35 protein-coding genes are annotated in these 24,840 nt (G+C 54.6%); 29 read left to right on the forward strand and 6 right to left on the reverse strand.

Annotation, left to right across the window (positions count from 1 at the left end; all coding sequences use genetic code 11):
* Positions 1–137: 137 nt before the first annotated feature.
* The 3 genes from H6F59_RS08795 to ndhN form a co-directional block, all read right to left on the reverse strand.
* Positions 138–2,012, reverse strand: coding sequence for a R3H domain-containing nucleic acid-binding protein (locus tag H6F59_RS08795; RefSeq protein WP_190697878.1), 1,875 nt, complete (start codon positions 2,010–2,012; stop codon positions 138–140).
* Positions 2,005–3,321: a circadian clock protein LdpA gene (gene ldpA / locus H6F59_RS08800; RefSeq protein ID WP_190697881.1), complete on the reverse strand. Its 1,317-nt coding sequence runs from the start codon at positions 3,319–3,321 to the stop codon at positions 2,005–2,007. The genes H6F59_RS08795 and ldpA overlap by 8 nt, the downstream gene beginning before the upstream one ends.
* A gap of 72 nt (positions 3,322–3,393) precedes the next feature.
* Entirely contained in the window at positions 3,394–3,861 is a 468-nt protein-coding gene (gene ndhN / locus H6F59_RS08805; RefSeq protein ID WP_190522662.1) for an NAD(P)H-quinone oxidoreductase subunit N, read from the reverse strand.
* Between the two features lie 469 nt (positions 3,862–4,330).
* Between ndhN and rplC the strand changes: the two genes are divergently transcribed.
* From rplC to infA, 21 genes are all read left to right on the forward strand, one after another.
* On the forward strand, positions 4,331–4,966 hold the full coding sequence (gene rplC, locus H6F59_RS08810; RefSeq protein WP_190697884.1) for a 50S ribosomal protein L3: 636 nt from the start codon (positions 4,331–4,333) through the stop codon (positions 4,964–4,966).
* A 78-nt stretch (positions 4,967–5,044) separates the two neighbouring features.
* On the forward strand, positions 5,045–5,677 hold the full coding sequence (rplD, locus tag H6F59_RS08815) for a 50S ribosomal protein L4 (RefSeq protein WP_190697887.1): 633 nt from the start codon (positions 5,045–5,047) through the stop codon (positions 5,675–5,677).
* On the forward strand, positions 5,673–5,975 hold the full coding sequence (locus tag H6F59_RS08820; protein WP_190524364.1) for a 50S ribosomal protein L23: 303 nt from the start codon (positions 5,673–5,675) through the stop codon (positions 5,973–5,975). Before rplD ends, H6F59_RS08820 begins: the two co-directional genes overlap by 5 nt.
* Before the next feature lie 53 nt (positions 5,976–6,028).
* Positions 6,029–6,892, forward strand: a complete 864-nt coding sequence (gene rplB, locus H6F59_RS08825; RefSeq protein ID WP_190697890.1) for a 50S ribosomal protein L2 — start codon at positions 6,029–6,031, stop codon at positions 6,890–6,892.
* A gap of 48 nt (positions 6,893–6,940) precedes the next feature.
* Positions 6,941–7,219, forward strand: a complete 279-nt coding sequence (rpsS, locus tag H6F59_RS08830) for a 30S ribosomal protein S19 (RefSeq protein WP_190522670.1) — start codon at positions 6,941–6,943, stop codon at positions 7,217–7,219.
* A 24-nt stretch (positions 7,220–7,243) separates the two neighbouring features.
* Positions 7,244–7,600 carry a 50S ribosomal protein L22 gene (gene rplV, locus H6F59_RS08835; RefSeq protein WP_190522672.1) on the forward strand — a complete coding sequence of 119 codons (357 nt, stop codon included), beginning with the start codon at positions 7,244–7,246 and terminating at the stop codon, positions 7,598–7,600.
* Between the two features lie 66 nt (positions 7,601–7,666).
* Positions 7,667–8,401, forward strand: a complete 735-nt coding sequence (rpsC, locus tag H6F59_RS08840) for a 30S ribosomal protein S3 (RefSeq protein ID WP_190522674.1) — start codon at positions 7,667–7,669, stop codon at positions 8,399–8,401.
* Positions 8,402–8,456: 55 nt separating this feature from the next.
* Positions 8,457–8,876 (forward strand): 50S ribosomal protein L16, encoded by a 420-nt coding sequence (rplP, locus tag H6F59_RS08845; RefSeq protein ID WP_190522676.1) that lies wholly within the window; start codon positions 8,457–8,459, stop codon positions 8,874–8,876.
* A gap of 4 nt (positions 8,877–8,880) precedes the next feature.
* Positions 8,881–9,153, forward strand: a complete 273-nt coding sequence (rpmC, locus tag H6F59_RS08850) for a 50S ribosomal protein L29 (RefSeq protein ID WP_190697893.1) — start codon at positions 8,881–8,883, stop codon at positions 9,151–9,153.
* A gap of 16 nt (positions 9,154–9,169) precedes the next feature.
* Positions 9,170–9,421, forward strand: a complete 252-nt coding sequence (rpsQ, locus tag H6F59_RS08855) for a 30S ribosomal protein S17 (RefSeq protein WP_190522681.1) — start codon at positions 9,170–9,172, stop codon at positions 9,419–9,421.
* Positions 9,422–9,429: 8 nt separating this feature from the next.
* Positions 9,430–9,795 carry a 50S ribosomal protein L14 gene (gene rplN, locus H6F59_RS08860; protein ID WP_073609625.1) on the forward strand — a complete coding sequence of 122 codons (366 nt, stop codon included), beginning with the start codon at positions 9,430–9,432 and terminating at the stop codon, positions 9,793–9,795.
* The gene (gene rplX, locus H6F59_RS08865) at positions 9,795–10,142 is read left to right on the forward strand and encodes a 50S ribosomal protein L24 (protein WP_199308986.1); all 348 of its coding nucleotides are present in this window, start codon (positions 9,795–9,797) and stop codon (positions 10,140–10,142) included. The genes rplN and rplX overlap by 1 nt, the downstream gene beginning before the upstream one ends.
* Positions 10,143–10,206: 64 nt before the next feature.
* Positions 10,207–10,752, forward strand: coding sequence for a 50S ribosomal protein L5 (gene rplE, locus H6F59_RS08870; RefSeq protein WP_190522683.1), 546 nt, complete (start codon positions 10,207–10,209; stop codon positions 10,750–10,752).
* 26 nt (positions 10,753–10,778) lie between these two features.
* Positions 10,779–11,180, forward strand: coding sequence for a 30S ribosomal protein S8 (gene rpsH, locus H6F59_RS08875; RefSeq protein ID WP_035991897.1), 402 nt, complete (start codon positions 10,779–10,781; stop codon positions 11,178–11,180).
* 81 nt (positions 11,181–11,261) lie between these two features.
* Positions 11,262–11,801 (forward strand): 50S ribosomal protein L6, encoded by a 540-nt coding sequence (rplF, locus tag H6F59_RS08880; RefSeq protein WP_190626129.1) that lies wholly within the window; start codon positions 11,262–11,264, stop codon positions 11,799–11,801.
* 3 nt (positions 11,802–11,804) lie between these two features.
* Entirely contained in the window at positions 11,805–12,164 is a 360-nt protein-coding gene (gene rplR, locus H6F59_RS08885; protein WP_190522689.1) for a 50S ribosomal protein L18, read from the forward strand.
* Positions 12,165–12,230: 66 nt separating this feature from the next.
* Entirely contained in the window at positions 12,231–12,752 is a 522-nt protein-coding gene (gene rpsE, locus H6F59_RS08890; RefSeq protein ID WP_073609619.1) for a 30S ribosomal protein S5, read from the forward strand.
* A 36-nt stretch (positions 12,753–12,788) separates the two neighbouring features.
* Positions 12,789–13,235, forward strand: coding sequence for a 50S ribosomal protein L15 (gene rplO / locus H6F59_RS08895; protein WP_190522691.1), 447 nt, complete (start codon positions 12,789–12,791; stop codon positions 13,233–13,235).
* Between the two features lie 108 nt (positions 13,236–13,343).
* On the forward strand, positions 13,344–14,657 hold the full coding sequence (secY, locus tag H6F59_RS08900) for a preprotein translocase subunit SecY (RefSeq protein ID WP_073609617.1): 1,314 nt from the start codon (positions 13,344–13,346) through the stop codon (positions 14,655–14,657).
* Positions 14,657–15,211: an adenylate kinase gene (locus H6F59_RS08905; protein WP_190697896.1), complete on the forward strand. Its 555-nt coding sequence runs from the start codon at positions 14,657–14,659 to the stop codon at positions 15,209–15,211. Before secY ends, H6F59_RS08905 begins: the two co-directional genes overlap by 1 nt.
* A 57-nt stretch (positions 15,212–15,268) precedes the next feature.
* Entirely contained in the window at positions 15,269–15,493 is a 225-nt protein-coding gene (infA, locus tag H6F59_RS08910) for a translation initiation factor IF-1 (RefSeq protein ID WP_017297627.1), read from the forward strand.
* Between the two features lie 5 nt (positions 15,494–15,498).
* On the opposite strand, the gene H6F59_RS08915 is transcribed toward infA, so the two are convergent.
* Positions 15,499–16,542, reverse strand: a complete 1,044-nt coding sequence (locus H6F59_RS08915; RefSeq protein WP_190697899.1) for a DUF1611 domain-containing protein — start codon at positions 16,540–16,542, stop codon at positions 15,499–15,501.
* Positions 16,523–17,578, reverse strand: coding sequence for a dipeptide epimerase (locus tag H6F59_RS08920; RefSeq protein WP_190697902.1), 1,056 nt, complete (start codon positions 17,576–17,578; stop codon positions 16,523–16,525). Before H6F59_RS08920 ends, H6F59_RS08915 begins: the two co-directional genes overlap by 20 nt.
* 226 nt (positions 17,579–17,804) lie before the next feature.
* Here H6F59_RS08920 and H6F59_RS08925 point away from each other — a divergent pair, with 226 nt between their 5' ends.
* From H6F59_RS08925 to H6F59_RS08960, 8 genes are all read left to right on the forward strand, one after another.
* Positions 17,805–18,464 carry a CHRD domain-containing protein gene (locus H6F59_RS08925; RefSeq protein ID WP_190697905.1) on the forward strand — a complete coding sequence of 220 codons (660 nt, stop codon included), beginning with the start codon at positions 17,805–17,807 and terminating at the stop codon, positions 18,462–18,464.
* 159 nt (positions 18,465–18,623) lie between these two features.
* Complete coding sequence (locus H6F59_RS08930) at positions 18,624–19,205, forward strand: sigma-70 family RNA polymerase sigma factor (RefSeq protein WP_190697908.1); 582 nt, start codon at positions 18,624–18,626, stop codon at positions 19,203–19,205.
* Between the two features lie 4 nt (positions 19,206–19,209).
* Positions 19,210–19,980: an anti-sigma factor gene (locus H6F59_RS08935; RefSeq protein ID WP_190697910.1), complete on the forward strand. Its 771-nt coding sequence runs from the start codon at positions 19,210–19,212 to the stop codon at positions 19,978–19,980.
* Positions 19,981–20,055: 75 nt separating this feature from the next.
* Entirely contained in the window at positions 20,056–21,492 is a 1,437-nt protein-coding gene (locus H6F59_RS08940) for an aspartate aminotransferase family protein (RefSeq protein WP_190697912.1), read from the forward strand.
* A 449-nt stretch (positions 21,493–21,941) separates the two neighbouring features.
* On the forward strand, positions 21,942–22,589 hold the full coding sequence (locus tag H6F59_RS08945; RefSeq protein ID WP_190697914.1) for a DUF3386 domain-containing protein: 648 nt from the start codon (positions 21,942–21,944) through the stop codon (positions 22,587–22,589).
* 115 nt (positions 22,590–22,704) lie between these two features.
* The gene (locus tag H6F59_RS08950; protein WP_190697916.1) at positions 22,705–23,238 is read left to right on the forward strand and encodes an RNA methyltransferase; all 534 of its coding nucleotides are present in this window, start codon (positions 22,705–22,707) and stop codon (positions 23,236–23,238) included.
* Between the two features lie 28 nt (positions 23,239–23,266).
* Positions 23,267–23,551 (forward strand): 2TM domain-containing protein, encoded by a 285-nt coding sequence (locus H6F59_RS08955; protein ID WP_190697919.1) that lies wholly within the window; start codon positions 23,267–23,269, stop codon positions 23,549–23,551.
* Between the two features lie 16 nt (positions 23,552–23,567).
* A complete protein-coding gene (locus H6F59_RS08960; RefSeq protein ID WP_190697922.1) occupies positions 23,568–23,876 on the forward strand; it encodes a DUF3181 family protein in 309 nt (102 codons plus the stop codon).
* Here the strand turns inward: H6F59_RS08960 and H6F59_RS08965 are convergent, their stop codons facing one another.
* The gene (locus tag H6F59_RS08965; protein ID WP_190697925.1) at positions 23,877–24,821 is read right to left on the reverse strand and encodes a hypothetical protein; all 945 of its coding nucleotides are present in this window, start codon (positions 24,819–24,821) and stop codon (positions 23,877–23,879) included. It lies immediately after the preceding gene.
* Between the last annotated feature and the right edge of the window lie 19 nt (positions 24,822–24,840).

Below are 24,840 nucleotides of genomic sequence, written 5' to 3' on the forward strand. Positions count from 1 at the left end.
GAGGTTAGGTCAAACGACAGGCCAGAGAAAATAGGCACTAAATCCCGTGCTAAAGCTGCGCTGGTGTCATTTTGGTGCTTTCATTCTATAGCGCACCGTGGTCATAGTATTCTCTGGTTGTTGATGGGTGCTCTGCCTCAGGCCGGATAGATGCGCAACCGTCGGTTAGGTTCTTCGCCGCAGCTGAGGGATTTGAGCCGATAATGTTCGGCTAGCTCGTGCTGCATCTTGCGGATGTGGGCTGAGCGGGGCAGCAGTTCAACCGGTTGGCCTTTGGGAATCACGATTTGCTCAACGGCTAGACGAGCTTCTTCTAAGGCTTCTAGCTCATCGTCACCGCCACTGTGACTAAACAGTTCTAGATCAATGGCGGCTGGATTGTCATCCATGTCCAGCAGGCGCTGGAGGGCGCGGGTAATTTGGGGGATGCTGTTGGACTTGACCAAGTGGACAGGAATCTGCCGCCCCTGGGCCATGTGCTTGAGCTTGGCTTGGGCCTTAGCGTGCGATCGCAGCGCTATCACGGCATCAGCGTTGTCCAAATCTTTAGTGATCACTACAGGCATGTGCAGGGTCTGAATCACCCGCTCAATCTGGTAACGGCTGAGGCCATAGGGATAGAGGCGCATGGCATCCTCCCCATTGGGCCCGATGATGTCGTCATCGGGAGTCGTCTCCAGCAGGTGGGCGAACATGGGGTCAGTGGTCGGTTCTTGGCTATAGACCTTGCCCAGAGGCCGAATGTTGTTGCCGTTGCCTGCAGTGCGCTGGGCGATCGCGGCATTGGTCGGAGGCACCATTTGCCCTGCTGCGCGCCAGCCCATACCCGATCGCGATGGCTTGGCGACCTCTCGCCCTGAGCCCGGTAGCTCGTGGGTAATAATTACCTTCTGGTTCTCATCCACAGTGCGAATTTGTAGCCCCGGCTGGCGCCCCCGCAGCAGATTATCAATAGTGACCGTCACGTCCTCATGGATGGCCCAGCGCTGCCGCTCTAGCATTTCCACAGCGATGTCAAAAGTCGGAGGAGCCTTGCGCTCTAGCACGCTTTTTTGGCTGCCTCGACGGCGAGCTTCTTCATCCCCAAGCGTGACCGATTGAATGCCGCCAATCAAGTCTGAAAGAGTAGGGTTCTTAATTAGATTTTCGAGCTGATTGCCGTGGGCGGTACCCACTAGCTGTACCCCACGCTCAGCGATGGTGCGGGCCGCTAAGGCCTCTAGCTCAGTGCCAATCTCATCAATGACAATCACTTCAGGCATGTGGTTCTCCACCGCCTCGATCATGACTCGATGTTGCTCTTCAGGGCGGGCTACTTGCATGCGCCGTGCTCGACCGATGGCGGGATGGGGAATGTCGCCATCGCCCGCAATTTCATTAGAGGTGTCGATGATCACCACCCGCTTTTGCAAGTCATCGGCTAGCACTCGAGCGATTTCGCGCAGAGCTGTGGTTTTACCTACACCGGGCCGACCCAGCATTAGAATGGACCGACCTGTTTCCACCAGGTCTCGAATCATACCAATAGTGCCAAAAATCGCTCGCCCCACGCGGCAGGTAAGGCCAATCACTTCCCCAGAGCGATTGCGAATGGCGCTGATGCGGTGCAAAGTTTTCTCAATGCCGGCTCGGTTATCGCCGCCAAAGATGCCCACCCGCTTGATGCAATGGTCCAGATCGGCATGGGTAACGGGCTCTTCAGACAGATACTCAACGCTGCCAAAAAACCTAGCTTCGGGCAGGCGACCCAGGTCTAAAACGACCTCAATCAGACTTTGACGTTGGGGGTGGTGCAGAAGCTGAGCGCGGATGGACGGAGGTAGAATACTGAGGATTTGCTCTAAGTCATCAATGGGCGTGTCTTGGGCAGGGGCAGACTGATGCTGGGCTGTCCCTTCAGATTCGGTGGGTAAAAAGTCCACGGCAAGGTTATTAATGGCAGAAAAATTGTCGGCAGGGGCGTTGCTGCTCGATCCGTCACTCATCGAGCGATCGTCGCTATAGCTAACCATAACGTGTTGGTAAAAAATGTCTATGGGATTTGAGTGGGCCTACCAGCTGCCGGGCCAAGGCTAGGCTTTGGCCCAAGACACTACTGTCTAGCCGCTGCCAAGGGGCAACGATTGGTTTGGAGTTGTCACTGACTGAAGTGCTTTGACCGATGGCGGGCTGGTCAAGGGAGTCATTCCCCAGCCAGGGTTGAAGCTCTTGGTCAAGGGCATCAAGCAGCGGCATTACTTGCGATCGCCCGTAGCTACCGTAGGCAATGCCCGAAATAGTTTTGGGGGCTAAAGCTATATCACTGTCGGCCATCCCAACCTGCTGAGAAGACCAGGCATTGGGTTGAGACGCATCAGGCTGAGGTGGAAATGCTGTATTGACCAAACCGAGATTGAGCAACTTATCTACAGTGTAGCCATTGGTACCGCCAGCGGGTTGCACATAGCCCGGTAGCCCTGCATCGAGAATCTTTTGGGCTAGACGAATGGCGGCGTGGGTTGTGCCCTTACCCAGGTCACCGCTCATGGGTCGACCATCCGTTTGCCAGATCAGGGGCACCTCCAACGGTGCCATCAGGTGATAGAGGTGCCATAGATACGGCACCACTTGGTCATGGTCTGGGCAGCTAATGGAGACTAGCTTGAGGTGGGGGCGCCAGGATTGCAACCGCTGCCAGAGCTGTGCAAACTGAGCATGATGCCCAGTTTGAGTGTGAATTTCTACGGCGTCAATTTGGGCCAGTTGCTCACTAGAGAAGGCTTCTGGACGAGCTAGATAAGATTGGGCTTCAATATTATCAACTGGGCAAACGGCGATGCAGCGACCGCAGCCGTAGCAGAGGTTCGCAGTGACTCCCCCTTGCATAGGGGCCTGAAACTGAATGGCAGCAGTGGGACAGATGGGTTCGCAGGGGCGATCGCACTCGGGTGGGCAGTGCGTCGCATTGAAGTGAGCCTTGCGAAAGTGAGGGTCTTCGCTGTCATTGAGGCTCACCATGAGCCAGGGCAATCCGGGGATTAGGTAGTTGTAATTCTCCAAAGACGCTTCGCTGCCGTTCAAATACTCCGCCAAGCGCACAGCATCCGCCAATCCCCGGCGGGCAGCGGTCACCACTGCTCCATCAGCGGCTACGTCGATGCAATCTACTCCCGCTAGGGCATAGAGCATCACCAATCGCCGCACCGTCGGCATGTCTTGGTAGCTGGCACCGCAAATTAGCTTCACCCACTGCCCCATCTGTAGCGATCGATGGGGAAACGGTAGGTGGCTTTCTAAACAAAGAGCCCCTGGTACAGCTCCAGAGGCGGTTTCAATGTCCATGGGGGCGTGGGTTTTAGCGGGGATAACCCGGCTCTTTGAGGGCCAGCCTCGGATCTTAGACTGGCATCGGGTCTATATCAGATTGGCCAAGGGCTCCCAGCTAAAGGAGCGATCGCCCCCCATTTCGACTACCACCTTTACCCGGGGCTCAAGGGTTGGCAGGCTAACCAAATAGGCTAGCTCCTGTCGCGACAAAATATGCCCCTCAATCAGCCATAGCACCATGCCTTTAGCCTTAGCCGACATGGTATCTAGACGATACGTAAGTACAGGGGGAATAAAATAGGTGTAGCCTACCGCTGCACCGCTGCCCAAAGTTTTCTTACCCAAGTGAGGCGGGCGCACCCCATGAATAGCGGTGAGATAAGACGACAGATCCCCTAAGCCACGGGCCGTGAGGTTCATCGTTTCATAACCGGTGGCCTTCAACCGGCGCTCGTAGCGACCTTCAAATCCTCCCTCCAGGGGCATGCGCACGGCGATCGCGCCATTGCTCTCCAGATCCTTAATAAAGGGCTTACCCGTTGTCAGCAGCGCCATAATTATCCTCGGCCATTGGCTATCAGGTGTTATTGTACTGCGTTCATGCAGAGAGTAAACCTAGCTAGCCAGAAGCGTTTATCTGGTTGATCTGTCTGTGCGCAGGTTAAGTCAGCAGCCAAACTTTAGAACTTTTCTGAAAATGGTTATAGACATGTGCTGACAAGGAGTGTACTATGGTAAATCGCCGACAAAAAAGGATACTGAGTAGTCCAGCGGGTTACCCAAGTCCTGGCATTTGACTGTTCTGATGCCCTAACACCAAGGTGTTTGCGGTTCTGGCTCAAAGGTCAGCTGTGTCAGAGTAAGTCAACTTTCTTTTGAATCGTGACCGGTTTAGGCCGGCAGCGCTTACCCCCGATGAACTTTTCGGTTTGGGGTGTTCAAAAGTTGATGTCGTTGATGCGCAAAGCTCTTCCATTTAGGGAGTCCTGCGCATTTCGTAGTGTGTTAGTAGGGAGACAGGACTGTGGCAGTCGGTATTCTCGGCAAAAAGCTGGGCATGACCCAAGTATTCGATGAGGCAGGCAATGCTATCCCCGTCACGGTGGTGCAGGCCGGTCCTTGCGTTGTTACTCAGATAAAGACCTTAGATACCGATGGCTATGCAGCTATCCAACTAGGTTTTGATGAAGTGACCGAAAAGAAGCTCAACAAGCCTGAGTTGGGCCATCTGGCTCGCTCTAGCAGCGCTCCTTTGCGTCACTTGAAAGAATATCGAGTTGATGCCGCCGATGGTTTTGAGTTGGGGCAGACCGTAACTGCCGAAACTTTTAGCCAGGGCCAGTTGGTGGATGTCACCGGCAAGAGCATGGGTCGCGGTTTCGCGGGCTATCAAAAGCGCCACAATTTCCGCCGTGGTCCGATGGCTCACGGTTCCAAGAACCACCGCTTGCCTGGTTCTACTGGCGCAGGTACGACTCCTGGTCGTGTTTATCCCGGTAAGCGGATGGCTGGTCAAATGGGCAACGCCCGCGTGACCATTCGCAAACTGGAGGTGGTGCGGGTAGATGGCGATCGCAACATCCTGCTGATCAAAGGTGCCATTCCTGGTAAGCCCGGTGGGTTGTTGAGTATTGCTCCAGCCCAATGGGTAAATGCCTAATTCTTCCAGGGTTGCAGCAAGCGGTTTAAGTCTTTGACTTTCGGGCATCCAAAGCTTTTTAAGAGATAGGTTCAGACAATGGTTGAGTGCGTCGTAAAAAACTGGGAGGGCCAAGAGGCGGGTACGGCATCCTTAGATCTTCAGGTTGCCAAAGAAGAGTCTGCCTCTCACATTGTTCACCGCGCTCTAGTGCGTCAGATGAACAACGCCCGTCAAGGCACGGTTTCTACTAAGACCCGTGCTGAAGTCAGAGGTGGTGGCCGCAAGCCCTGGCGTCAAAAGGGTACCGGTCGGGCCCGAGCTGGTTCTAACCGTTCTCCTCTCTGGCGCGGCGGTGGTGTCATCTTTGGCCCTAAGCCTCGCGACTACAGTGTCAAGATGAACCGCAAAGAGCGGCGGTTAGCTTTACGCACCGTCCTCCAGAGCCGGATTGATGATTTAGTGGTGGTGGAAGGGTTTGAGAATAAATTTTCTCGCCCCAAAACCCGTGAGCTGCTCGATGCCATCGCTCGCTGGGGTATTGATCCCAATGCCAAGATTCTCTTGATCATTGCCGAACGACAAGAACTGGTCTACCTCTCGGCTCGCAACCTTGAGAATGTCAAGCTGATTACCGCTGCCAATCTCAACATTCACGATCTGCTGAATGCTGACCACCTTGTCATTACATCCCCTGCCCTAGAGGCTATTCAGGAGGTTTACAGTGATTAACGCCGACAATACTCCGTCTTTGGCTGATCTCATCCGTCGGCCCCTGATTACCGAAAAGGCTACCCTGCTGCTGGAGAACAACCAGTACGTCTTTGAAGTCGATCCTCGTGCTAACAAGCTGCAGATCAAGGCAGCGATCGAGGAATTATTTGAAGTCAGGGTCGTGTCGGTCAATACCTACAACCCTCCCAAGAAGAAACGTCGGATGGGGCGCTTTGTAGGCCATCGTCCTCATTACAAGCGTTCTGTGGTCACTCTGGCCCCTGGGAACACCATTCCTCTTTTCCCTGATCTCTAGGGATCAAGTTTTCACCGTCTTAACCTTTAGCCGTGTAGCCAGCAAGTACTCCCATGGGCATCCGTTCCTATCGACCTTATACCCCTGGTACTCGTGAGCGAACCGTTTCTGAGTTTGCCGAGATTACCCGCAGCGAGCCTGAAAAGTCTCTAACTCACTCCACCCATCGTCCCAAGGGGCGTAACAACCGAGGGGTAATTACCTGTCGCCATCGGGGTGGCGGTCATAAGCGCTTGTACCGCGTCATCGATTTCCATCGCAATAAGCTAGGTGTGCTCGCCAAGGTCGCTTCTATTGAGTACGACCCTAACCGTAACGCACGTATTTCCCTGCTTCATTACGAAGATGGCGAAAAGCGCTACATTCTCTGTCCCGCTGGCCTAGCGGTAGGAGCAACCGTGGTGGCTGGTCCTGATGCACCTTTAGAAGTGGGCAACGCTCTGCCCCTCTACAAAATCCCCCTGGGCACAACGGTGCACAACGTCGAGATGCAGGCTGGGAAAGGCGGACAAATGGTGCGCTCTGCTGGTACTGGTGCCCAAGTTGTAGCTAAGGAAGGTGACTACGTCACGCTTAAGCTGCCTTCAACTGAGGTTCGCCTAGTGCGTCGTGAGTGCTATGCCACTATTGGTCAGGTCGGCAATGCCGATATCCGCAACGTCAGCCTTGGTAAGGCGGGCCGTAAGCGGTGGCTGGGTCGCCGCCCTGAGGTGCGCGGTAGTGTGATGAACCCGGTTGATCACCCCCACGGTGGTGGTGAGGGTCGGGCGCCTATTGGCCGTTCTGGTCCTGTAACCCCTTGGGGTAAACCAGCCCTGGGCTACAAAACTCGCAAGAAGAATAAGGATAGCGACAAGTACGTGGTACGTCGTCGTCGTCGCGTATCTAAGCGGGGTCGTGGCGGTCGTAACGCCTAATTGGCAATTTGTTGGCTGTTTCTTGATTGTTGTTAGGGCTGAAGCATCATGTCTCGCTCATTAAAAAAAGGGCCGTTCGTGGCCGACCACCTGCTTTCTAAGATCGAAGCCCTAAACACTAGGGGTGATAAGCAAGTGATCAAGACCTGGTCGCGGGCGTCTACAATTCTGCCCCAGATGATTGGTCATACGATCGCGGTGCACAACGGTCGCCAGCATGTGCCGGTTTATGTGACTGAACAGATGGTGGGCCATAAGCTGGGTGAATTTGCCCCCACGCGAACCTTTCGCGGCCACGCCAAGACCGATAAAAAAGCTCGTCGTTAGGTATTAGGTAGAGGAACTGGAAAAATGGCTGTGGATACCTCAGAGCAGGTTAAGGCGGTAGCTCGCTATGTACGCATGTCGCCCCGTAAGGTGCGTCGGGTGCTCGACCAGATTCGCGGCAAGAGCTATCGGGATGCGTTGATCATCCTGGAGTTTATGCCCTACAAAGCGTGCGAACCCATCATTAAAGTGTTGCGTTCTGCTGTAGCTAATGCTGAGCACAACAATGGTCTTGACCCAACGGGTTTGGTAGTGAGCGAAGCATTTGCTGATGCAGGTCCAGCTCTAAAGCGGTTTCGCCCGCGAGCCCAGGGTCGGGCTTATCAAATTCGCAAGCCGACCTGCCACATCACTATTGCTGTAGCTCCGGCTGCTGAATAGCTTGTTGTATTGATTCCATTGTCCAAACACCAGTTGTTCAAAAACCAATTTCCAGAGGGTTAGTTCGTGGGACACAAGATTCATCCAACCGGGTTTCGCCTTGGCATAGTTCAAGAGCACCGCTCTCGCTGGTTTGCAGAGGGCACTCGTTATCCTGATTTGCTTCAGGAAGACTATCGCATTCGCGAGTATGTTCAGAAGACTTTGAACAATGCTGGTATTGCCGATATTCGCATTGAGCGCAAGGCTGACCAAATTGATCTTGAGTTGCGGACTGCTCGTCCTGGGGTCGTTGTAGGTCGGGGCGGAGCAGGTATTGAGTCTCTGCGAGTGGGTGTGCAGAAGTTACTCAAGGACTCGAACCGCCAAATTCGCGTCAATGTGGTGGAAGTGAACCGTGTAGATGCGGACGCTGCTCTTGTGGCTGAATACATTATTCAGCAGCTAGAGCGCCGGGTTTCTTTCCGTCGGGTGGTACGCCAAGCTATTCAGCGTGCCCAGCGCGCTGGGGTGGAAGGTATCAAAATTCAGGTGAGTGGTCGTTTGAACGGTGCAGAAATCGCTCGTACTGAGTGGACTCGGGAAGGTCGGGTACCTCTTCACACCCTACGGGCTGATGTTGACTACGCCTACACCACTGCTCAAACTACCTACGGCATTTTGGGTGTCAAGGTTTGGATCTTTAAGGGCGAGATTATTCCCGGTCAAGAGGAAGCTCCAGCTGCTTCCCCCAATGCTCAGCCTCGTCGCCGTCAGCCCCGTCGTCGTCAGCAGTTTGATGACCGCTCTAATGAAGATTAGGCTGTCCTCGCGTTTCTTTGATTGATTTTACCTGTGACTTCAAGAGTGCCGATCCATGCTAAGTCCAAAACGAACTAAATTTCGCAAGCAGCACCGCGGGCGTATGCGCGGAATGGCTCAGCGAGGCAGCGATATCAACTTTGGTGATTTTGCCCTTCAGGCAACCGAGCCCTGCTGGCTAACTGCTCGTCAGATTGAGGCAGCTCGTCGAGCTATGACTCGCTATGTACGGCGAGGCGGCAAAATCTGGATTCGCGTCTTTCCTGACAAGCCTGTGACCATGCGTGCCGCAGAAACCCGGATGGGTTCTGGTAAGGGTAATCCTGAGTTTTGGGTAGCTGTGGTGAAACCCGGCCGAATCGTTTTTGAGATTGCTGGGGTACCTGAAGCCACTGCTCGGGAAGCGATGCGACTAGCCGCGTTCAAGCTACCGTTCAAGACTAAGTTCATCGCCCGCGAAAGCAAGGAGGCGTAGGCCAATGGCATTAACCAAGATTCAAGAGGCGCGCAGCCTGAGCGATGAAGAGCTGCTAAATGCGATCGCCGAAACCAAGCGTGAGCTATTTCAACTGCGATTTCAAAAAGCTACTCGCCAACTCGACAAGCAGGTGCATCAGTTTAAGCACCTCCGTCATCGTCTGTCTCAGCTTATGACGGTTCAGCGGGAACGCCAGCTAATTGCCCTAGAGGCAGAGGCAGAGGCCCAAGCCACCGCCGTGGCAGCAGCCACAACAGAATCGGTAACAGCGTAGGGAATAGGTGAATTAGATGGCGGTTAAAGAACGAGTGGGAATGGTCGTCAGCAACAAGATGGACAAAACCGTCGTGGTTGCTGTGGAAAGTCGCACCTCCCATCCTAAGTACGGCAAGATTGTGGTGCGGACAAAGCGCTATAAGGCCCATGACGAAGAGAATACGTGCCAGGAAGGCGATCAGGTGCGAATTCTTGAAACCCGTCCCCTGAGCCGGACCAAGCGTTGGACGGTAGCTGACATTGTTAATCGTGCGGCAGACGCATAGGGGGAATTGTGATTCAGCAGGAATCGTACTTAAATGTGGCCGATAACAGCGGTGCCCGGAAGCTCATGTGCATTCGCGTACTGGGTGGTAATCGCCGCTATGCCGGAGTGGGTGATGTAATCATTGCTGTCGTCAAAGATGCACTGCCAAACATGGCCGTGAAAAAATCGGATGTAGTCCGGGCTGTAGTGGTTCGCACTAAGAAGGGCTTGCGCCGCAGTAGCGGTATGAGCATTCGTTTTGACGACAACGCGGCCGTGATTATTAACCAGGACGGCAATCCTAAAGGCACTCGCGTGTTTGGGCCAGTAGCCCGTGAGCTGCGCGACAAAAACTTCACCAAGATTGTGTCGCTGGCACCGGAGGTTCTGTAATGGCAACAACATCAAAGCAGCCCGTGCGCCATAAGGTGCATGTGCGCAAAGGAGATACCGTTCAGGTAATTGCTGGACGCGATCGCGGCAAGGTAGGTGAAGTGCTTACCGTTATTACTAAAACCAGCCAGGTGGTTGTTCAAGGCGTAAATATCCGCACCAAACACGTTAAGCCTCAGCAGGAAGGGGAATCGGGCCAGATTGTGACCCAAGAGGCTCCTATTCACAGCTCCAACGTCATGCTCTACTCCGAAAAGGAGAAAGTGGCCAGCCGAGTTGCCTACACCTTTACTGATGACGGTCGTAAGGTGCGGATGCTGAAAAAGACCGGTGAAATCATTGATTAAGGCTTTTAGTCTTACGTTCATCCTCTAGTCCTGACCAAGCCCAGGAAAGCGATAGAAACGACCCATGACCGACCAGTTAAAGACCATATACAAAGACACCGTTGTACCTAAGCTGATGGAACAGTTTAAGTACGACAACATTCACCAAGTTCCTAAGGTTGTTAAGGTGACCGTCAACCGGGGTCTAGGTGAAGCGTCTCAGAATGCCAAAGCGCTGGAGTCCTCTCTGAGCGAACTGGCTTTAATCACCGGTCAGCGTCCGGTGGTAACCCGCGCCAAAAAGGCGATCGCAGGGTTCAAAATTCGTCAAGGCATGCCCGTGGGGGTTATGGTCACCCTACGTTCTGACCGCATGTACGCCTTTCTAAATCGCCTCATCAACCTGACCCTGCCCCGCATTCGTGACTTTCGCGGCATTAGCCCTAAGAGCTTCGACGGACGCGGCAACTATACCTTGGGTCTGCGAGAGCAGTTGATTTTTCCTGAAATTGACTACGACAGCATCGATCAAATTCGCGGTATGGATATCACCATTGTGACCACCGCCAGCACCGATGAAGAAGGCCGAGCGCTACTCAAGGAATTGGGTATGCCGTTCCGTGACAACTAACACAGGTTTATACGCGTACTAGAACTATGGCTGCTAACGACACAATTGCGGATATGTTGACTCGCATCAGAAATGCGAATCTGGCGCGGCACCAAACTGTAGGTATTCCTTCTACCCGGATGACCCGGAGTATTGCAAAGGTGCTTAAGGAAGAAGGGTTCATCACGGATTACTCTGAAACTACTGTTGAAGAGCGTCCTCAACTGGTAGTCGCCCTTAAGTACAAGGGCAAGACTCGTCAGCCCATCATTCGCAACCTTACTCGCGTTAGCAAGCCCGGTTTGCGCGTGTATTCCAATCGAAAAGAGCTACCTCGGGTGCTGGGAGGTATTGGCATTGCAATCGTTTCTACCTCTAGCGGCATCATGACTGACCGCGATGCCCGTCGTCAGGGTATTGGTGGCGAAGTGCTTTGCTATGTCTGGTAAGTAGCTGAACAGCAATGTTGTTAGCTAACGGCTAGTCATCAAGGGCGTTATCGAGTGCTAAGGATTTAGGAGTTTTGCATCATGTCACGTATTGGCAAACGGCCAATCCCAGTCCCGGCTAAAGTGTCAATCGTAATTGACGGTCAGGACATTCAGGTTAAAGGGCCTAAGGGCGAGCTGTCTCGTACCCTGCCCAGCGGAGTAATGGTGGTTCAGGATGGGGAAACTGTTCTGGTCAACCGCAAAGATGATTCTCGTCTAGCCCGCGAGCGTCACGGTCTCTGCCGCACCCTAGTGGCTAATATGGTTGAGGGGGTTTCGAACGGCTACCAAAAGCGCCTAGAGATTCAGGGTATTGGTTATCGGGCACAGGTGCAGGGCCGCAACTTGAACCTCAGCCTCGGGTATAGCCACCCTGTTATATTTGAACCCCCCGCTGGCATTGAGTTTGTTGTTGAGAACAACACCAATGTCATCATTAGCGGCATTGACAAAGAATTAGTAGGCAACATTGCCGCAAGCATCCGGGCGAGTCGACCTCCTGAACCCTATAAGGGTAAAGGTGTACGCTACGCCGGTGAGCAGGTCAGACGTAAGGCCGGTAAGTCAGGGAAGAAATAAGCCATGAAAGCAAGTCGTAAAGAATTAACCCGTCGCCGCCACGTCCGCATTCGCCGCCGTGTGTTTGGCACCTCTGAGCGGCCTCGGTTAGCCGTGTTCCGCTCAAACCAGCATATTTACGCTCAGATTATCGACGATACTGCTCACCATACTTTAGTGGCTGCCTCGACTGTTGAGCCTGACGTTTTGAAGGATGAGTCGGGGGCTACTCAGGACTCGGCTGCTGTAGTCGGTAAGCTAGTGGCTGAGCGCGCGCTAAAGGCTGGGATTACTCAAGTAGTTTTTGACCGAGGCGGTAAGTTGTATCACGGACGAGTAGCGGCTTTGGCTGAAGCGGCCCGTGAAGCAGGCTTGAGCCTGTAGGCCAAGAGTGATTGTTGGATATAAAGCACCTGATTTTGCTTGATGTAAACAAGGCTGGGGAAAGGCATGGCAAACCGTCGCAAAGAAGCGCGTACTAAAGAAAAGAAGACCGACTGGCAGGAGCGCGTTGTTCAAATTCGTCGTGTGACCAAGGTGGTGAAGGGGGGTAAAAAACTTAGCTTCCGCGCCATTGTGGTTGTCGGCAATGAGAAAGGCCAGGTCGGCGTTGGCGTTGGTAAGGCAGGCGATGTTATTGGCGCTGTCAAGAAAGGTGTAGCCGATGGCAAAAAGCATTTAGTAGATGTGCCTTTGACTCGTTCCTACTCTATTCCTCATCCCTCCAATGGGATTGGCGGTGGTGCCAAGGTGTTTATGCGCCCTGCTGCCCCTGGTACTGGGGTAATTGCTGGTGGTGCCGTACGCACGGTGCTTGAACTAGCTGGGGTACGAAACGTCTTGGCTAAGCAGCTAGGCTCTAACAACCCTCTCAATAATGCTCGAGCTGCGGCAGACGCTTTAGCTTCTCTGCGCACCTTTGCTGACGTAGCTGAAGAACGGGATATCCCGGTTGAGAGCCTGTACATTTAATTCATTTCGGTATCGCTGTTTTTATTTTCCTCAGCCATGAGAATCAACGACGCACAACCACAAGTCGGCTCTAAGCGCCGCCGTCGCCGCGTCGGTCGCGGTATTTCTGCTGGCCAGGGCGCAAGCTGTGGCTTTGGTATGCGAGGTCAAAAGTCTCGTTCGGGTAGCGGTACCCGACCTGGCTTTGAGGGTGGCCAAATGCCTCTCTACCGACGCATTCCTAAGCTCAAGCACTTCCCTCTGGTCAATCAGAAGGAGTACACCATTATCAACGTCAAAGGGCTATCTGATCTGGCAGCAGGGACTGAGGTATCGCTTGAGTCTCTGCTCGAAGCAGGTATATTGACCACCAATGACGGTCCTTTGAAGGTGCTGGGTCATGGTGAAATTGGTGTAGCTCTAAACGTTAGAGCGGCAGCTTTTACTCAGTCTGCCAAAGAGAAAATTGAGCAGGCTGGCGGTACATGGGAAGTTGTTGCATAGTGAGATGGCTCGCTCATCCTTTAGACTAAAGTCAGGGAAAGTAACCGTAGATTCTGCGGTTACTTATTGCCGTCAATGTATTGCTAAATGTAGGCCTGAGGTACATGCATGGTCGTAAGTCGGGGTAAAAATCCAAGCGCGCAGGAGACATTTATGCAAATGGCCCAGGCCGCTGGCCTGCGAAGCCGTTTGCTGGTGACCCTAGGGCTTCTGGTATTAGTTAGGCTAGGGATTTTTATTCCGGTACCAGGTATTGATCGCCAAGCTTTTGGTGCTTCTATCCAGTCGGGCAGCTTGGCTGGCTTTGTAGGTTTCTTAGATATATTTGTGGGGGGCGGTCTGTCCGCTCTGGGTATCTTTGCTCTAGGAATCCTGCCCTTCATCAATGCTTCGATCATTATGCAGCTGTTGACGGCGGCTCTGCCTCAGCTGGAAGACCTGCAAAAGAATGAAGGAGAAGCTGGTCGTCGCAAGATCTCCCAAATTACTCGCTACGTAGCCCTGGGCTGGGCGATTTTGCAGAGTACCTTGCTGGCCTCCTTCTTGCTCTATCAATTTGCGGAAGTTCCTGGTCCTGCGTTTGTAGCTCAGACGGTAATTGCTCTGACAGCCGGATCAATGTTTGTGATGTGGGTAGGTGAGTTAATCACCGAGCGTGGTATCGGCAACGGTGCTTCGTTGCTGATTTTTCTAAACATTGTTTCTACTCTTCCTCGGTCTTTAGGTCAAACTATTGAGCTGGCGCAGAGCGGCGATCGCGGTCTGGTGGGCGGCATTATTATTTTGATGCTGGCCTTTCTGGCAATGATTGTGGGCATTGTCTTTGTGCAGGAGGGGACTCGCCGCATTCCCATCATTTCTGCTCGTCGCCAAGTGGGTCGCAAGCTCTACTTGGAGCAGAGCAATTACTTACCCCTGCGGCTTAACCAGGGTGGAGTAATGCCGATTATTTTCGCCTCTGCGGTGCTGGTGCTGCCGATTTCGCTGACTCAGTACATCACTAATCCTGGTTTCAGTCAGTTCGTCAACAATTATCTGAATCCAACATCGCTGTTCTACGTTTCGCTGTACCTGGTTCTCATTCTCTTCTTTAGCTATTTCTATTCGTCTCTGGTAATGAACCCCGACGATGTGTCGCGAAACCTGAAGAAGATGGGAGCTAGCATCCCTGGTATTCGCCCCGGCAAAGCAACCACTGAGTACATCAGCCGTATTCTAAATCGCCTGACCTTTCTAGGGGCTGTTTTTCTGGGTATGGTAGCGGTTGTGCCTAGTGCGGTAGAGAGTTTGACTCGGGTGCAAACCTTCCGGGGTTTTGGAGCCACTTCTCTATTGATTCTGGTTGGTGTTGCTATTGACACTGCTAAGCAGATTCAGACCTACGTAATCTCCCAACGCTACGAAGGGATGGTGAAGCAGTAGTGACTCGACTTATTTTTCTGGGTCCGCCGGGAGCGGGCAAGGGCACTCAAGCTTTGCTGCTGGCTAAGGACTGCGAAGTTCCTCATATTTCTACCGGGGATATTCTACGGTCGGCGGTGGCGGTGGGTAGTGAACTGGGCCAAAAAGCAGAGCAGTATATGAGCGCTGGGGAACTGGTGCCTGACGAGCTGATACTGGACTTAATTCAAGAGCGGTTAGGGCAGGACGATACCCAAGCAGGCTGGCTGCTGGACGGTTTTCCTCGCAATGTACCCCAGGCTGAGTTTTTGCAGAAGCTGCTGGAGCAGATTGAGCAGCCCGTTGACTTTGTGGTGAACCTGGATGTTGAGGACGATGTGATTGTTGCTCGTTTGCTGCAGCGGGGGCGTGACGATGATGAGGAGTCGGTAATTCTAAACCGGCTTCAGGTATACCGTGAGCAAACAGAGCCGCTAATTGATTTCTATCGCAGCCGTCAGCAGCTGGTGTCGGTGGATGGTAATCAAACCATGGACGTAGTTCATGCTGACCTAAAGCGCCTAGTGATCGAGTAGTTACTGGGGTTATGCTAGAGTTCAGCCTGTTGATTGTGTAATGAGGGAGAGTTCAGCTTGTCTAAGCAAGACCTAATTGAAATGGAGGGCACCATTACTGAATCGTTGCCGAACGCGATGTTTCGGGTTGATTTGGATAATGGATTTAACGTATTAGCCCACATTTCTGGGAAAATTCGTCGTAATTACATCAAGATTTTGCCAGGCGATCGCGTCAAGGTAGAGCTAACCCCCTACGACCTCACTAAGGGGCGCATTACCTATCGTCTTCGCAAGAAGTAGCCTGACTAAGCCAAGATGGGTGTCAATAGTTTGTCGGCCCCTGTGCGGAAAATGTCTGCACAGGGGAGTTCTGTTTGGGCTTCGACCAGCTGAATCGCTTCCTCGGCAGCTGCTGCGGTTAAGTGTCCAGTATTAAGGGCGATCGCGACTACCTTCGCTGGGTGAAACGCCCCTGCCGCTGTTGTCACCTGTTCGTAGAGGGCGATCACACTGGGTAAATCTGGAATTTTCACCTGGGGAAAATTGTGGATGTGGTTTTGCCCAGCTCGGTGTACCAGCACTAAGTGGGTGGGTTGGGTGCCCCGCAGCAGAGGCAGTGTGGCGGTCGAGGCTGGATTGAGTAGCGATCCCTGCCCTTCTACAAAGACGAAGTCATGATGGGGACCATGGCGCATAAGCTGCTGTTCGACGGCTCCTGAAGCGTAATCAACCCGGATGGCATCTAGCGGCACACCGTCGTCCCCCAGCATAAGATTGGTTTGGCCCGTGGCGATTACTTTAGATCGTAACCCTCGCTGAAGGCAGGCGCGGTGTAGCTCTAGGGTTGCCGACATTTTGCCCACGGACATATCGGTACCTACGGTCAGAATGCGCTTGCAGTTTAGCTGGCTGGCTTGCCCACTCCCAACAGTCAGCCCTTCCGGCTCCTGGCGTACGTCCCAAATCCATTGGTGGTCTCTTAGCCAGGGTTGGAGTGCTGGGTGGGTAGACATAGGTGTATGGAGGCCGTTGACAATACTTAGCCCTGCCTTGACCGCCTGCTCAATTTCTTGAAACCAGGCGTCGGGCAGCTTGCCACCGGAGGGGGCAATACCAATGGCCAGCACATCTGGGGTGTAAGTCAGGGCTTCAGTCAACGATGCAACCACGGGGATGGGCTTGTCGATGCCGGTGAGGTCATGGAGCGATCGCCCCGCCGCCTGATAATCAATCACCGCCACAATCGGCGATTGGCTAAAGCGCAGCAGGGCTAGGCCCGTTTTACCCATGGTGCTTTGGGTGCCCTCGTGCATAAGTAGGGCAATGCGACTATCGGGCTTGAGGTGCATAGCTAAGTCCAAGTCCAGGATTGATAGAAGGGAGTAGGTGTCCGTCAGCTAGGGTAAGGCCGCTGAAGGGGTCGTCCTGTAGATTTAGGTGACTATCAAGGTCGAGATAGTCACCTAAGGGCGAAAGCTGAGCCATAGCCCCATTTGCCAGGCTGCTGTCGGAGTAGCAGCCGAACATCACCTGAAGGCCGCAGGCCCGCGCCGTGTGAATCATCCGCAGGGCTTCAGTCAGCCCCCCAGCTTTCATCAACTTAATGTTAATGCCATCGACTAAGTGCGCTAGGCGAGGAATATCTGAACTGTTGAAGCAGCTCTCATCTACAAAAATTGGCAATGGCGAGTCCTGCTTGAGCTGGGCCAAATCAGCGTCCTGGCTCACGGGTAGGGGTTGCTCTAGGTGAGTGACGCAGCGATCGCCCAGCCAATCCGCCATTTGTTTGGCTTCCTCTAGACTCCAGCCGCCGTTAGCATCGACGCTGAGGCTAACGGTGGCTGGAATATGGTCATAGACGGCCTGAAACATGGCTTGATCAGCTTCGATTCCATGGGGACTGCCGAGCTTCACCTTAAGGGCGCGGGCGGAGGTTTGCTGTAGCCAATCCTGCGATCGCTGCCGGGCGGCCTCGGGCGATGAAATGCCAACGGTCACTGACGTCGGCTGAATGCGTCCTAAATCTAGCCCCAGCAGCCGCCAAATGGGCTGCCTGACAAACTTGCCGCACCAGTCCCACAAAGCTACGTCGAGGGCGGCGCGGGTGGCTGAGTGGAGAGATAACGTTGCAATGGCCGACTCAATGGCCTGGCGGTCCAGCGGATGGTAGGAGGCTGCGACTGTCTGTAAGCGAACTACATCGGCCTGCAAGATGGCCAACGTTTGCTGGTGAGTGCCAATGGAAAACGGAGCCGCTTCCCCCCAGCCTTCTATGCCCTCGGCGCTGAGCTTAAGCCAGAGGTTGGTTGATTGGGCCGTGGTGCCGCGACTGATAGTGAGCGGTACACGCTTGTGAACAGTAAACGGCTGACAGGTGATTTCCATAGAGGGGTAGCTAGCTTGGGGGCAGTATATGGCAGCGCCGCAGGTCAACGCTGAAGTAGAGCAATGCTCTTACGGGCCTGCCATCAGTCCAGCTGTTGCGCCACTGATTATTCGGCTAGCTGAGTTTCATGCAATGCTACCGCATCCAATTTGTAGAGGGCTGCGTACTGGGTATGAGTCTTCACCAAAGAGACTTTTAGCCATTTGTTGAGTGGAATGAAGCATTATGTTGAGAGAACGAAAGCATTGGCGCAATAGCTTAATTGCCCTAGCCACCTGCCTGTTTGTAACCGTACTGTACTCCCCCATGCTGGGTCGGGTGATGGCTCAGTCGCCGTTGGGAACCCCCGTGACCGTATCAGTAACTCCTTGGTCTAGTGCCCCCAGTGACACCTTTGCCTTAGGAGAACAGATTGACGCAAACCTAGCAGCGGCGACAGCTCCCCTACTAGCTCAGGGCTTCGATGAGCCCATTGTTACCTATGTAGCCATGCTCAGCGGTCAGAATGTTGTACCCAAAGCGGCTAAAACCGAGGCTCGTGGCGTGGTTGGGGCTGCCTTGTCTGGCAACCGCCTAGTAGTGCGCGGCAGCTTTCGGGAGTTGAGCAGTACCCCGCGCGACTATGCTACCGATCCGCTCGATCCGCCCAACCCCAATATCACCTCGGCGTTCCACGTTCACCGAGGTAGCTCTAGTGAAAATGGGCCATTTCAGTACGCTCTAGATGTAACTATGAATCCGAATGGCCGCGGGGGCAGCGCCATGGGCGACTACACCCTCACGCCTGAACAGCTTCAGGCGCTGCAAAACGGCACGCTGTATGTCGACTTTCATACCACTCGCTACCGGGCTGGTGAACTGCGGGGCATTTTAATGCCTGCTTAAGCGATCGCTACGTACTCTATATCCCGTTGGGTGGTGGCTGGGCGCTGGTCCTACTCGACGGGATGGCAGTAGACCCGAACCATGGCATTGTATAAAGCAATGATTGCGGTACGATTCTCCAGTCACAAGACGGGTCTGGTGTCTGAGAATTCGATGTATATGGATTTTGATCGACTGACCTCGACTGAAGCTGAAGCGCCCCCGGATGCAGACCTTTGGTTAGCTTTAAAGGCAGGGCAAACTGACGCCCTTGGCCCTCTGTACGATCGCCACGGTGGACTGGTCTACGGCATTGCTCTCAAAGTGCTGGGCCACACCCAGGAAGCCGAAGACTTGACCCAAGACATTTTTACCAAGCTATCGTCGACGGCCTATAACCCCCAGCGAGGCTCGTTGCGCACGTTCTTGGCCATACTGACGCGATCGCGCGCCATTGACCGCCTGCGATCTCGTCAGGTGGCTCGGGCGGCGGTGGAGCGCCTTCAGTCTACTCAGATGACACCCCCAGCTCAGACCCCAGAGCAGGCTGTAGTCCAAGCCGAGCGTACCCAAGACATCCAGACTGCCCTGGCCCAGCTATCTGAGAGTCAGCAAGAGATTTTGCGCCTAGCCTACTACGAAGGGCTATCCCAGGCCGCCATTGCCGAACAGCTCGATACCCCCTTGGGCACCGTCAAATCTCATTCTCGTCGAGGCCTGCTGAGGCTACGACAAATTCTCCAAGAGCATTGGGGTAACTAGCACTATGACTGGGTCGATTTCATCAGAACAATTGCAGCTGCTGCTAGCGGGCTATGTCCTCTACGACCTCAGCCCAGAAGAGTCGGCTACCCTGGCAAATTTGCTGGCGGCCAACCCCGATTTACAGCAGGATATCGACCAGCTGCAGCAGGCGCTGGAAGTAGCCTATGACGGTAATCCTGTCAGCCCGCCTGCCCATCTAAGAATGGCTCTGCTACAAACCGCTGTCCAGCCGGTTGAGGCTGGGGATGAAACGGTGAGTGCCCCGGTGGCGTCACCGGGGCTGCGGCCTCGTCGCTGGGGACGAATTTGGGGGGCAGCAGCAGCAGCGCTGATTGCGGGTCTCAGTTTAAGCAACTTGGTGCTTTGGCGCACGCTACAGCTTGAGCGCGCTAGCCAGCCGGACGAATCCTTAACTATTGCCCTGGGTCCTTCTGAGGATGGTGCGACGGCGGGACAAGCTCAGGTGGTGATCAACCCCAGTACCCTGGCGGGGTCCCTCACGGTAGAGAACCTGCCTCCTCTGGAGCCCGGCGCTGTTTATGTGCTGTGGACGGTGGTAGACCCCAGTGCTACAGCCACCGTGGATCAAAAAAACGCTATTCTCACTACCGTGTTCACTGTGGATGACCAGGGTCAGGTGTCGCAACCCATTGATCTGCCGCCGGTGTACCGCCGCGATCGCGATCTTGTGCGGGCCGTGGCTATTACGAAAGAGAGCGCCACCGCTCCCCAGGCTCACCTATCGCCCCCGCTGCTGATTCAGCCCTTGTAGAAACCCAGGGTTTCTCTGGCATGGGATAGAGCATTGGCGAGATAATTGAGCCATAGTTCCCACAAGAGGTGTGTGTTGGCTCCATCGGTTTTGCCTGCTACTGCGTTTATCGATCCCAAAGGCCACAACCGAGCGGCCATCGCAGCAATTTTGCAGCGGGTGGTCGAGCAAATTCTTGACTATTCCACAAGGGCAGGCAGCCACGACCCTCTGCCCTCAATTAAGGAGATTGAGTTTAGCGGTATTCCAGTTCAGCCCACGGCGATCGCCCCCCTGCTGTCATCCCTGGGTGACCTCATGGCCCAGTCGATGAACCCAGCCCACCCCGGCTATATGGGCCACATGGACCCCTTGCCCAGCACTGCTTCTATTGTGGGCGACTGGGCGGCGGCAGCCCTGAACAACAACATGCTAAGCGTGGAGATGTCGCCAGCTCTATCGCGACTAGAGCCGCTGCTGTTGGCTGAAGTGGCCCAGATGTTTGGGCTGGGAGGGCGGGCTGGGGGGCTGCTAGCCAGCGGCGGCAGCCTGGCGAATTTGCAGGCGCTCACTGTGGCTCGCAACGTAAAGCTGGACTGTTTGCGGCAGGGATTGGCCGGGGGGCCGCCGCCGGTGATCTTGGCCTCGGAGATGGCTCACACCTCGATTCAAAAGGCGGCAATGGTGCTGGGCCTGGGGCTGGAGGGGGTGGTGCTGGTACCTGCGAACGCCAATGCTCAGATGGACACGAATGCCCTAGAAGAGAAAATTCAGGGTGCGATCGCCCGGGGGCAGCGGCCCTTTGCAGTGGTGGGCACGGCGGGCACCACCGTCACCGGCAACATTGACCCGCTGCCCGAAATCGCTCGCATTGCCCAAACCCACGGGCTGTGGTTCCATGTGGATGCGGCTTATGGTGGGGCGATCGCCTTTTCGCCCCAGCACCGGCATCGACTAATAGGTATTGAACAGGCTGATTCGGTGACCTTCAATCCCCAAAAATGGCTGTATGTCACCAAGACCTGTGCCTCGGTGCTATTTCGCGATTTGGGGTTGCTCCACAGTCACTTTCGCGTGTCGGCACCCTACATGAATACTGAGCCTGACTGGGTAAATCTAGGGGAACTGACGGTGCAGGGAACCCGCCATGCCGACGTGCTCAAACTGTGGCTCACGCTCCAGCATCTAGGCCAAGCGGGCTGCGCCGAACTGATCGAGGCCAGTTATGCCCTCAGCAACCACTTTGTCACCCAGGTGCGCCAGCGGCCCTACCTGGAACTAGCCAGCGAGCCTGAGATGAATTTAATCTGCTTTCGCGGCTGCCCCACCGCGCTGCCGCCAGCCCAGTGGGATGCCTGGAACGCTAATCTGCAGGACTACTTGCTGAAGCAGCACCAGATCTTTTTGTCGGTGCCTAACTTTCGGGGGCAGCAATGGTTGAAGGCGGTGCTGCTCAATCCGTTTACTACGGTGGCTGAGGTGAGCCAGCTCTTTGAGGCTGTAGATCAGTATACCAGCAGCGCTGCCGGTTAAGGGCACGATCGCCCGTTCATACCCAAAACAAGTTATCCACAGACTGCCAAAAAGCTGTGGATAACTTAGAGCTTTTACAATTTAAGAAAACAAGCTATCCCAAAAGCCCTGATTGTGCAGGCCTTTTAGCGAATGCCTTAAAACTGAGGCTCGCGGGCAGCCTGTGGAAAACTGGAACTAAATTGAGCTTTTAGCAACCGATCTGCCGCAGTTCTGCTGAGGCAGCACAGGCCTGAATGAATTATGGGCTCCTTATCCTAAAGAGGCGACCCCGTTAGCACTGTAAACCACAATACATTAATACATTTCTTTGCAATTGACGACTGACCCTGCCCACTACTTAAGACCAGGCCAAGCCCAGGGGAGCCTAGAATCGCTATGCTAAAGAAGCTCCAGCACAGCGGCCGGACGCTGTTTGTGCACCAAACATGAATCGGGAGAATTTTTTAATGGTTGGAACTCAGATTGCAGCACGGGACTTGTTTCGCGCTGCCTACGAAAACCGCTACACCTGGGATGCAGCGTTCCCCGGTTATACCGCCGATGTGACGTTTACCCACAATGACCAGGTTCACAGTGGCCAGGTCAAGGTTAGCGCCGACCTCAAGCTTGAAGTGAGCGGCATCGCCGATGAGGCGGCCCAAAAAATGGTGCACGGTCAGCTGTTTGAGGTCTCGATTCACCGCGTGCGGCGCGAGTTTGAAGACACCCACGGCAACAACACCTTTAGCTATGGCGAGACCCTAGCCGACGGGTCGGTAGAGATTTTGATGGGTGGCAAATCCGAGGGCGATCGCTACCAGCTCAAAGACAACGAAGTGTCGATGGTGCACCGCCACATCCATGGCGTTGTGGTGACGATTCACACCTATAGCAGCCACAACACCGGGTCCGGCTACCTGTCGCACCGCTACGATTCGGTCTACCACGACCCCAAAACTGGTGAACAAAAGGGCGGCCTCAGCGATTTTGAAGACGAATACACCGAAGTTGGCGGCTACTACATTCTCTCTCGCCGCTCTATCGAAACCGGGGTTGACGACGACACCGATAAGCAGGAATTTGTGTTTTCTAACATTGCTCTGATCGCAGCCTAAGGGCTGCGGTCATCTAGTTGACGATGGCACCTCACCCGTCCTGTCTAGGCAGGACGGGTTTTTTCGGGTTTTTTTATTGATCTCAGACGCGTGCGTCGTCGTTAATTATGGATCTATGGCGCTAGTCCGGACTCAGTACCCCAATTTGCCCCGTCACCCTTTGGTGGTATGCGCCGCTTTGGTCGAAAACTCTATGAATTTGGGCATGCTGTGCCGCACTGCCGAAGCCTTTCGACTAGAGGCTTTGGTGCTGAGCGAGTTAGCACTAACTCAAAACCGCCAGTTTCGCCAAGTCGCGGTGGCGACCCACCAGTGGCAGCCCGTGGTGGCCTGCGCAGCGGAGCAGTTGCCCCAGTGGCTATCTGACCGACGGCGGCAGGGCTATAGCCCCATTGCCCTAGATCTTCATCCCCAAGCGACGCCCCTGCCTGAAATGCAGTTTCCTCAACGTATGGTGCTAGTTTTGGGACGCGAGCTGACAGGCATTCCATCCGTGGTGGCGGCAGCTTGCGACCATGCAGTGGTGATTCCGCAGTATGGGGTGGTGCAGTCGCTCAATGTGCAGACGGCAGCGGCTTTAGCGATCTACGCTTACATTTGCCAGTGGGGAATGCCTCCCCCGCCTTTAGCCCCAACGCCTTTAGAATGAAGGGTGTAGCGTAATTGTGATGTAGCCTATGCCACCCCGTTGGCCCCGTAAACCCACCCGAGAAGATCCTGCCTACCGCAAGTTAGAGGACCGCATTAACTTTGCGGTGCATGTGGCGGCGTTTACTGCCGTCAACTCTGGGCTGTGGTTTTTTAATACCCTCAACCCTGAGTGGGCGCCTTGGGCAAATAAGGTAACCCTGACTTGGTTGCCGATTTTGGTAGCTAATGCTGTCTATATTTTTGCGATCGCAGACTACTCTCCTGTGCCCTTAGCGTCCACTGCTGACCCTGACCCCAACACAGAGCCCTAGATGGAGAACCCAAGCTATGTCTGATGCCTCTACTGCCCGCGCCATAGAATCCTTAGCCGCCACCATTGGCGATAAGGTGTATCTCGATGTGGCCAAGTGGCACCTGTATTTGGGTGACGCCAAACTGCACACGCCCCTGGCCGAAAAGCTCTATCCCCTGGTTGCTGGCGATAAGGTGACCGAATCTGCCGTTGCGGATATTTTGACCAGCACGTCGGTGGCCATTGGCGGTGGGCAAAAAAACGTCACCCTGGCCGATCTAATTCCGGCTACTGGCAAAGCCGATCTGCTAGAGGCGATCGCCGATTACCAGCGCGACCTATAGCTAACGTCTGTCGGAGCGATAGGTAGGGTGCTCTGGGGGAAGATCGTCCTCAGGCCACAGCTCCATGGCATCCACATCGATGGTGGGTACCTTGTCGTCGCGCAAGTTAGGGCCGGAGGGCAGCCCAGCGGTGACGTCGGTAACGGCCTCGCGCAGCTGGTTGCGCAAGCCACGCGTGCGCTTTTTAACGCTGCCTAGCAGGCCGCCCAGCTTATCTTGGGCCTCGGCCTGGAGCTTTTGGCGGCGATCTTGGGCTTCGGCTCCCAACTTGTGGCGACCTTCCTGAAACTGTTCATTCACCTGATCGCGCATGGTCTGGGTGCCCTTAACGGCAGCATCCCAGCTGCGACGCGGGTCGGGCATTTTGTCTAAGGGAATGCGATTGAAGGGCGATTGGGCGGTGGAAGCGGGCTGTCGAGGTGGCTGCACCCCTGCTTGAACTAGGTCTGGAGCGCTCAGGGCAGTGTCCTCCGCCATCATGCGACGGCGACCGGTGCTGATGACGGCCACTGGAGCCAGGGCATAAAGGCCAGCCGGCAATGGGCTAGTTTCTGCCGGAACGAATAGGTATTGCAGAATGTTGCCGGTAGCGGGGTCGAAGCGGTAGTCGGTGAGTTGGCCAATGCGATCGCCGTGATCTGACCACAGCTCGATCTCTTCCAGGGGCAGGCAGTCTTGCAGGTGCTCGTCAATTGCCTCAATTCGTGCCCCGGCTTTCACCACCACTCCATCGCGCCCAACGGAGCCGATCTGAGACCACAGGAACCGACGGCTTTGGCGATTCAACAGGCCGCCAGCGCTACAGCCAATGCCCTTAACCTGGTGAGTGCGCCCATTGACCCAAATTTCGGCAATGGGGCCAAACTCCTCGGCGGTGTCGAGGTTAATGGCTAGGCGGTTGAGCAACTCACTCTTCAGCATGCTCTGGGGAAATGACCCGTCCATAATCAGCACTCCTATGATC

Source organism: Nodosilinea sp. FACHB-141 (genome assembly GCF_014696135.1).
Classification (GTDB): domain Bacteria; phylum Cyanobacteriota; class Cyanobacteriia; order Phormidesmidales; family Phormidesmidaceae; genus Nodosilinea.

Coding starts and splice junctions, on each gene's coding strand:
- H6F59_RS08795 (WP_190697878.1), bottom strand. CDS start 2,012: ATGGTTAGCTATAGCGACGATCGCTCGATGAGTGACGGATCGAGCAGC.
- ldpA (WP_190697881.1), bottom strand. CDS start 3,321: ATGGACATTGAAACCGCCTCTGGAGCTGTACCAGGGGCTCTTTGTTTA.
- ndhN (WP_190522662.1), bottom strand. CDS start 3,861: ATGGCGCTGCTGACAACGGGTAAGCCCTTTATTAAGGATCTGGAGAGC.
- rplD (WP_190697887.1), top strand. CDS start 5,045: ATGGTTGAGTGCGTCGTAAAAAACTGGGAGGGCCAAGAGGCGGGTACG.
- rplB (WP_190697890.1), top strand. CDS start 6,029: ATGGGCATCCGTTCCTATCGACCTTATACCCCTGGTACTCGTGAGCGA.
- rpsS (WP_190522670.1), top strand. CDS start 6,941: ATGTCTCGCTCATTAAAAAAAGGGCCGTTCGTGGCCGACCACCTGCTT.
- rplV (WP_190522672.1), top strand. CDS start 7,244: ATGGCTGTGGATACCTCAGAGCAGGTTAAGGCGGTAGCTCGCTATGTA.
- rplP (WP_190522676.1), top strand. CDS start 8,457: ATGCTAAGTCCAAAACGAACTAAATTTCGCAAGCAGCACCGCGGGCGT.
- rpmC (WP_190697893.1), top strand. CDS start 8,881: ATGGCATTAACCAAGATTCAAGAGGCGCGCAGCCTGAGCGATGAAGAG.
- rpsQ (WP_190522681.1), top strand. CDS start 9,170: ATGGCGGTTAAAGAACGAGTGGGAATGGTCGTCAGCAACAAGATGGAC.
- rplX (WP_199308986.1), top strand. CDS start 9,795: ATGGCAACAACATCAAAGCAGCCCGTGCGCCATAAGGTGCATGTGCGC.
- rplE (WP_190522683.1), top strand. CDS start 10,207: ATGACCGACCAGTTAAAGACCATATACAAAGACACCGTTGTACCTAAG.
- rpsH (WP_035991897.1), top strand. CDS start 10,779: ATGGCTGCTAACGACACAATTGCGGATATGTTGACTCGCATCAGAAAT.
- rplF (WP_190626129.1), top strand. CDS start 11,262: ATGTCACGTATTGGCAAACGGCCAATCCCAGTCCCGGCTAAAGTGTCA.
- rplR (WP_190522689.1), top strand. CDS start 11,805: ATGAAAGCAAGTCGTAAAGAATTAACCCGTCGCCGCCACGTCCGCATT.
- rpsE (WP_073609619.1), top strand. CDS start 12,231: ATGGCAAACCGTCGCAAAGAAGCGCGTACTAAAGAAAAGAAGACCGAC.
- rplO (WP_190522691.1), top strand. CDS start 12,789: ATGAGAATCAACGACGCACAACCACAAGTCGGCTCTAAGCGCCGCCGT.
- secY (WP_073609617.1), top strand. CDS start 13,344: ATGGTCGTAAGTCGGGGTAAAAATCCAAGCGCGCAGGAGACATTTATG.
- H6F59_RS08915 (WP_190697899.1), bottom strand. CDS start 16,542: ATGCACCTCAAGCCCGATAGTCGCATTGCCCTACTTATGCACGAGGGC.
- H6F59_RS08920 (WP_190697902.1), bottom strand. CDS start 17,578: ATGGAAATCACCTGTCAGCCGTTTACTGTTCACAAGCGTGTACCGCTC.
- H6F59_RS08925 (WP_190697905.1), top strand. CDS start 17,805: ATGTTGAGAGAACGAAAGCATTGGCGCAATAGCTTAATTGCCCTAGCC.
- H6F59_RS08930 (WP_190697908.1), top strand. CDS start 18,624: ATGGATTTTGATCGACTGACCTCGACTGAAGCTGAAGCGCCCCCGGAT.
- H6F59_RS08935 (WP_190697910.1), top strand. CDS start 19,210: ATGACTGGGTCGATTTCATCAGAACAATTGCAGCTGCTGCTAGCGGGC.
- H6F59_RS08945 (WP_190697914.1), top strand. CDS start 21,942: ATGGTTGGAACTCAGATTGCAGCACGGGACTTGTTTCGCGCTGCCTAC.
- H6F59_RS08950 (WP_190697916.1), top strand. CDS start 22,705: ATGGCGCTAGTCCGGACTCAGTACCCCAATTTGCCCCGTCACCCTTTG.
- H6F59_RS08955 (WP_190697919.1), top strand. CDS start 23,267: ATGCCACCCCGTTGGCCCCGTAAACCCACCCGAGAAGATCCTGCCTAC.
- H6F59_RS08960 (WP_190697922.1), top strand. CDS start 23,568: ATGTCTGATGCCTCTACTGCCCGCGCCATAGAATCCTTAGCCGCCACC.
- H6F59_RS08965 (WP_190697925.1), bottom strand. CDS start 24,821: ATGGACGGGTCATTTCCCCAGAGCATGCTGAAGAGTGAGTTGCTCAAC.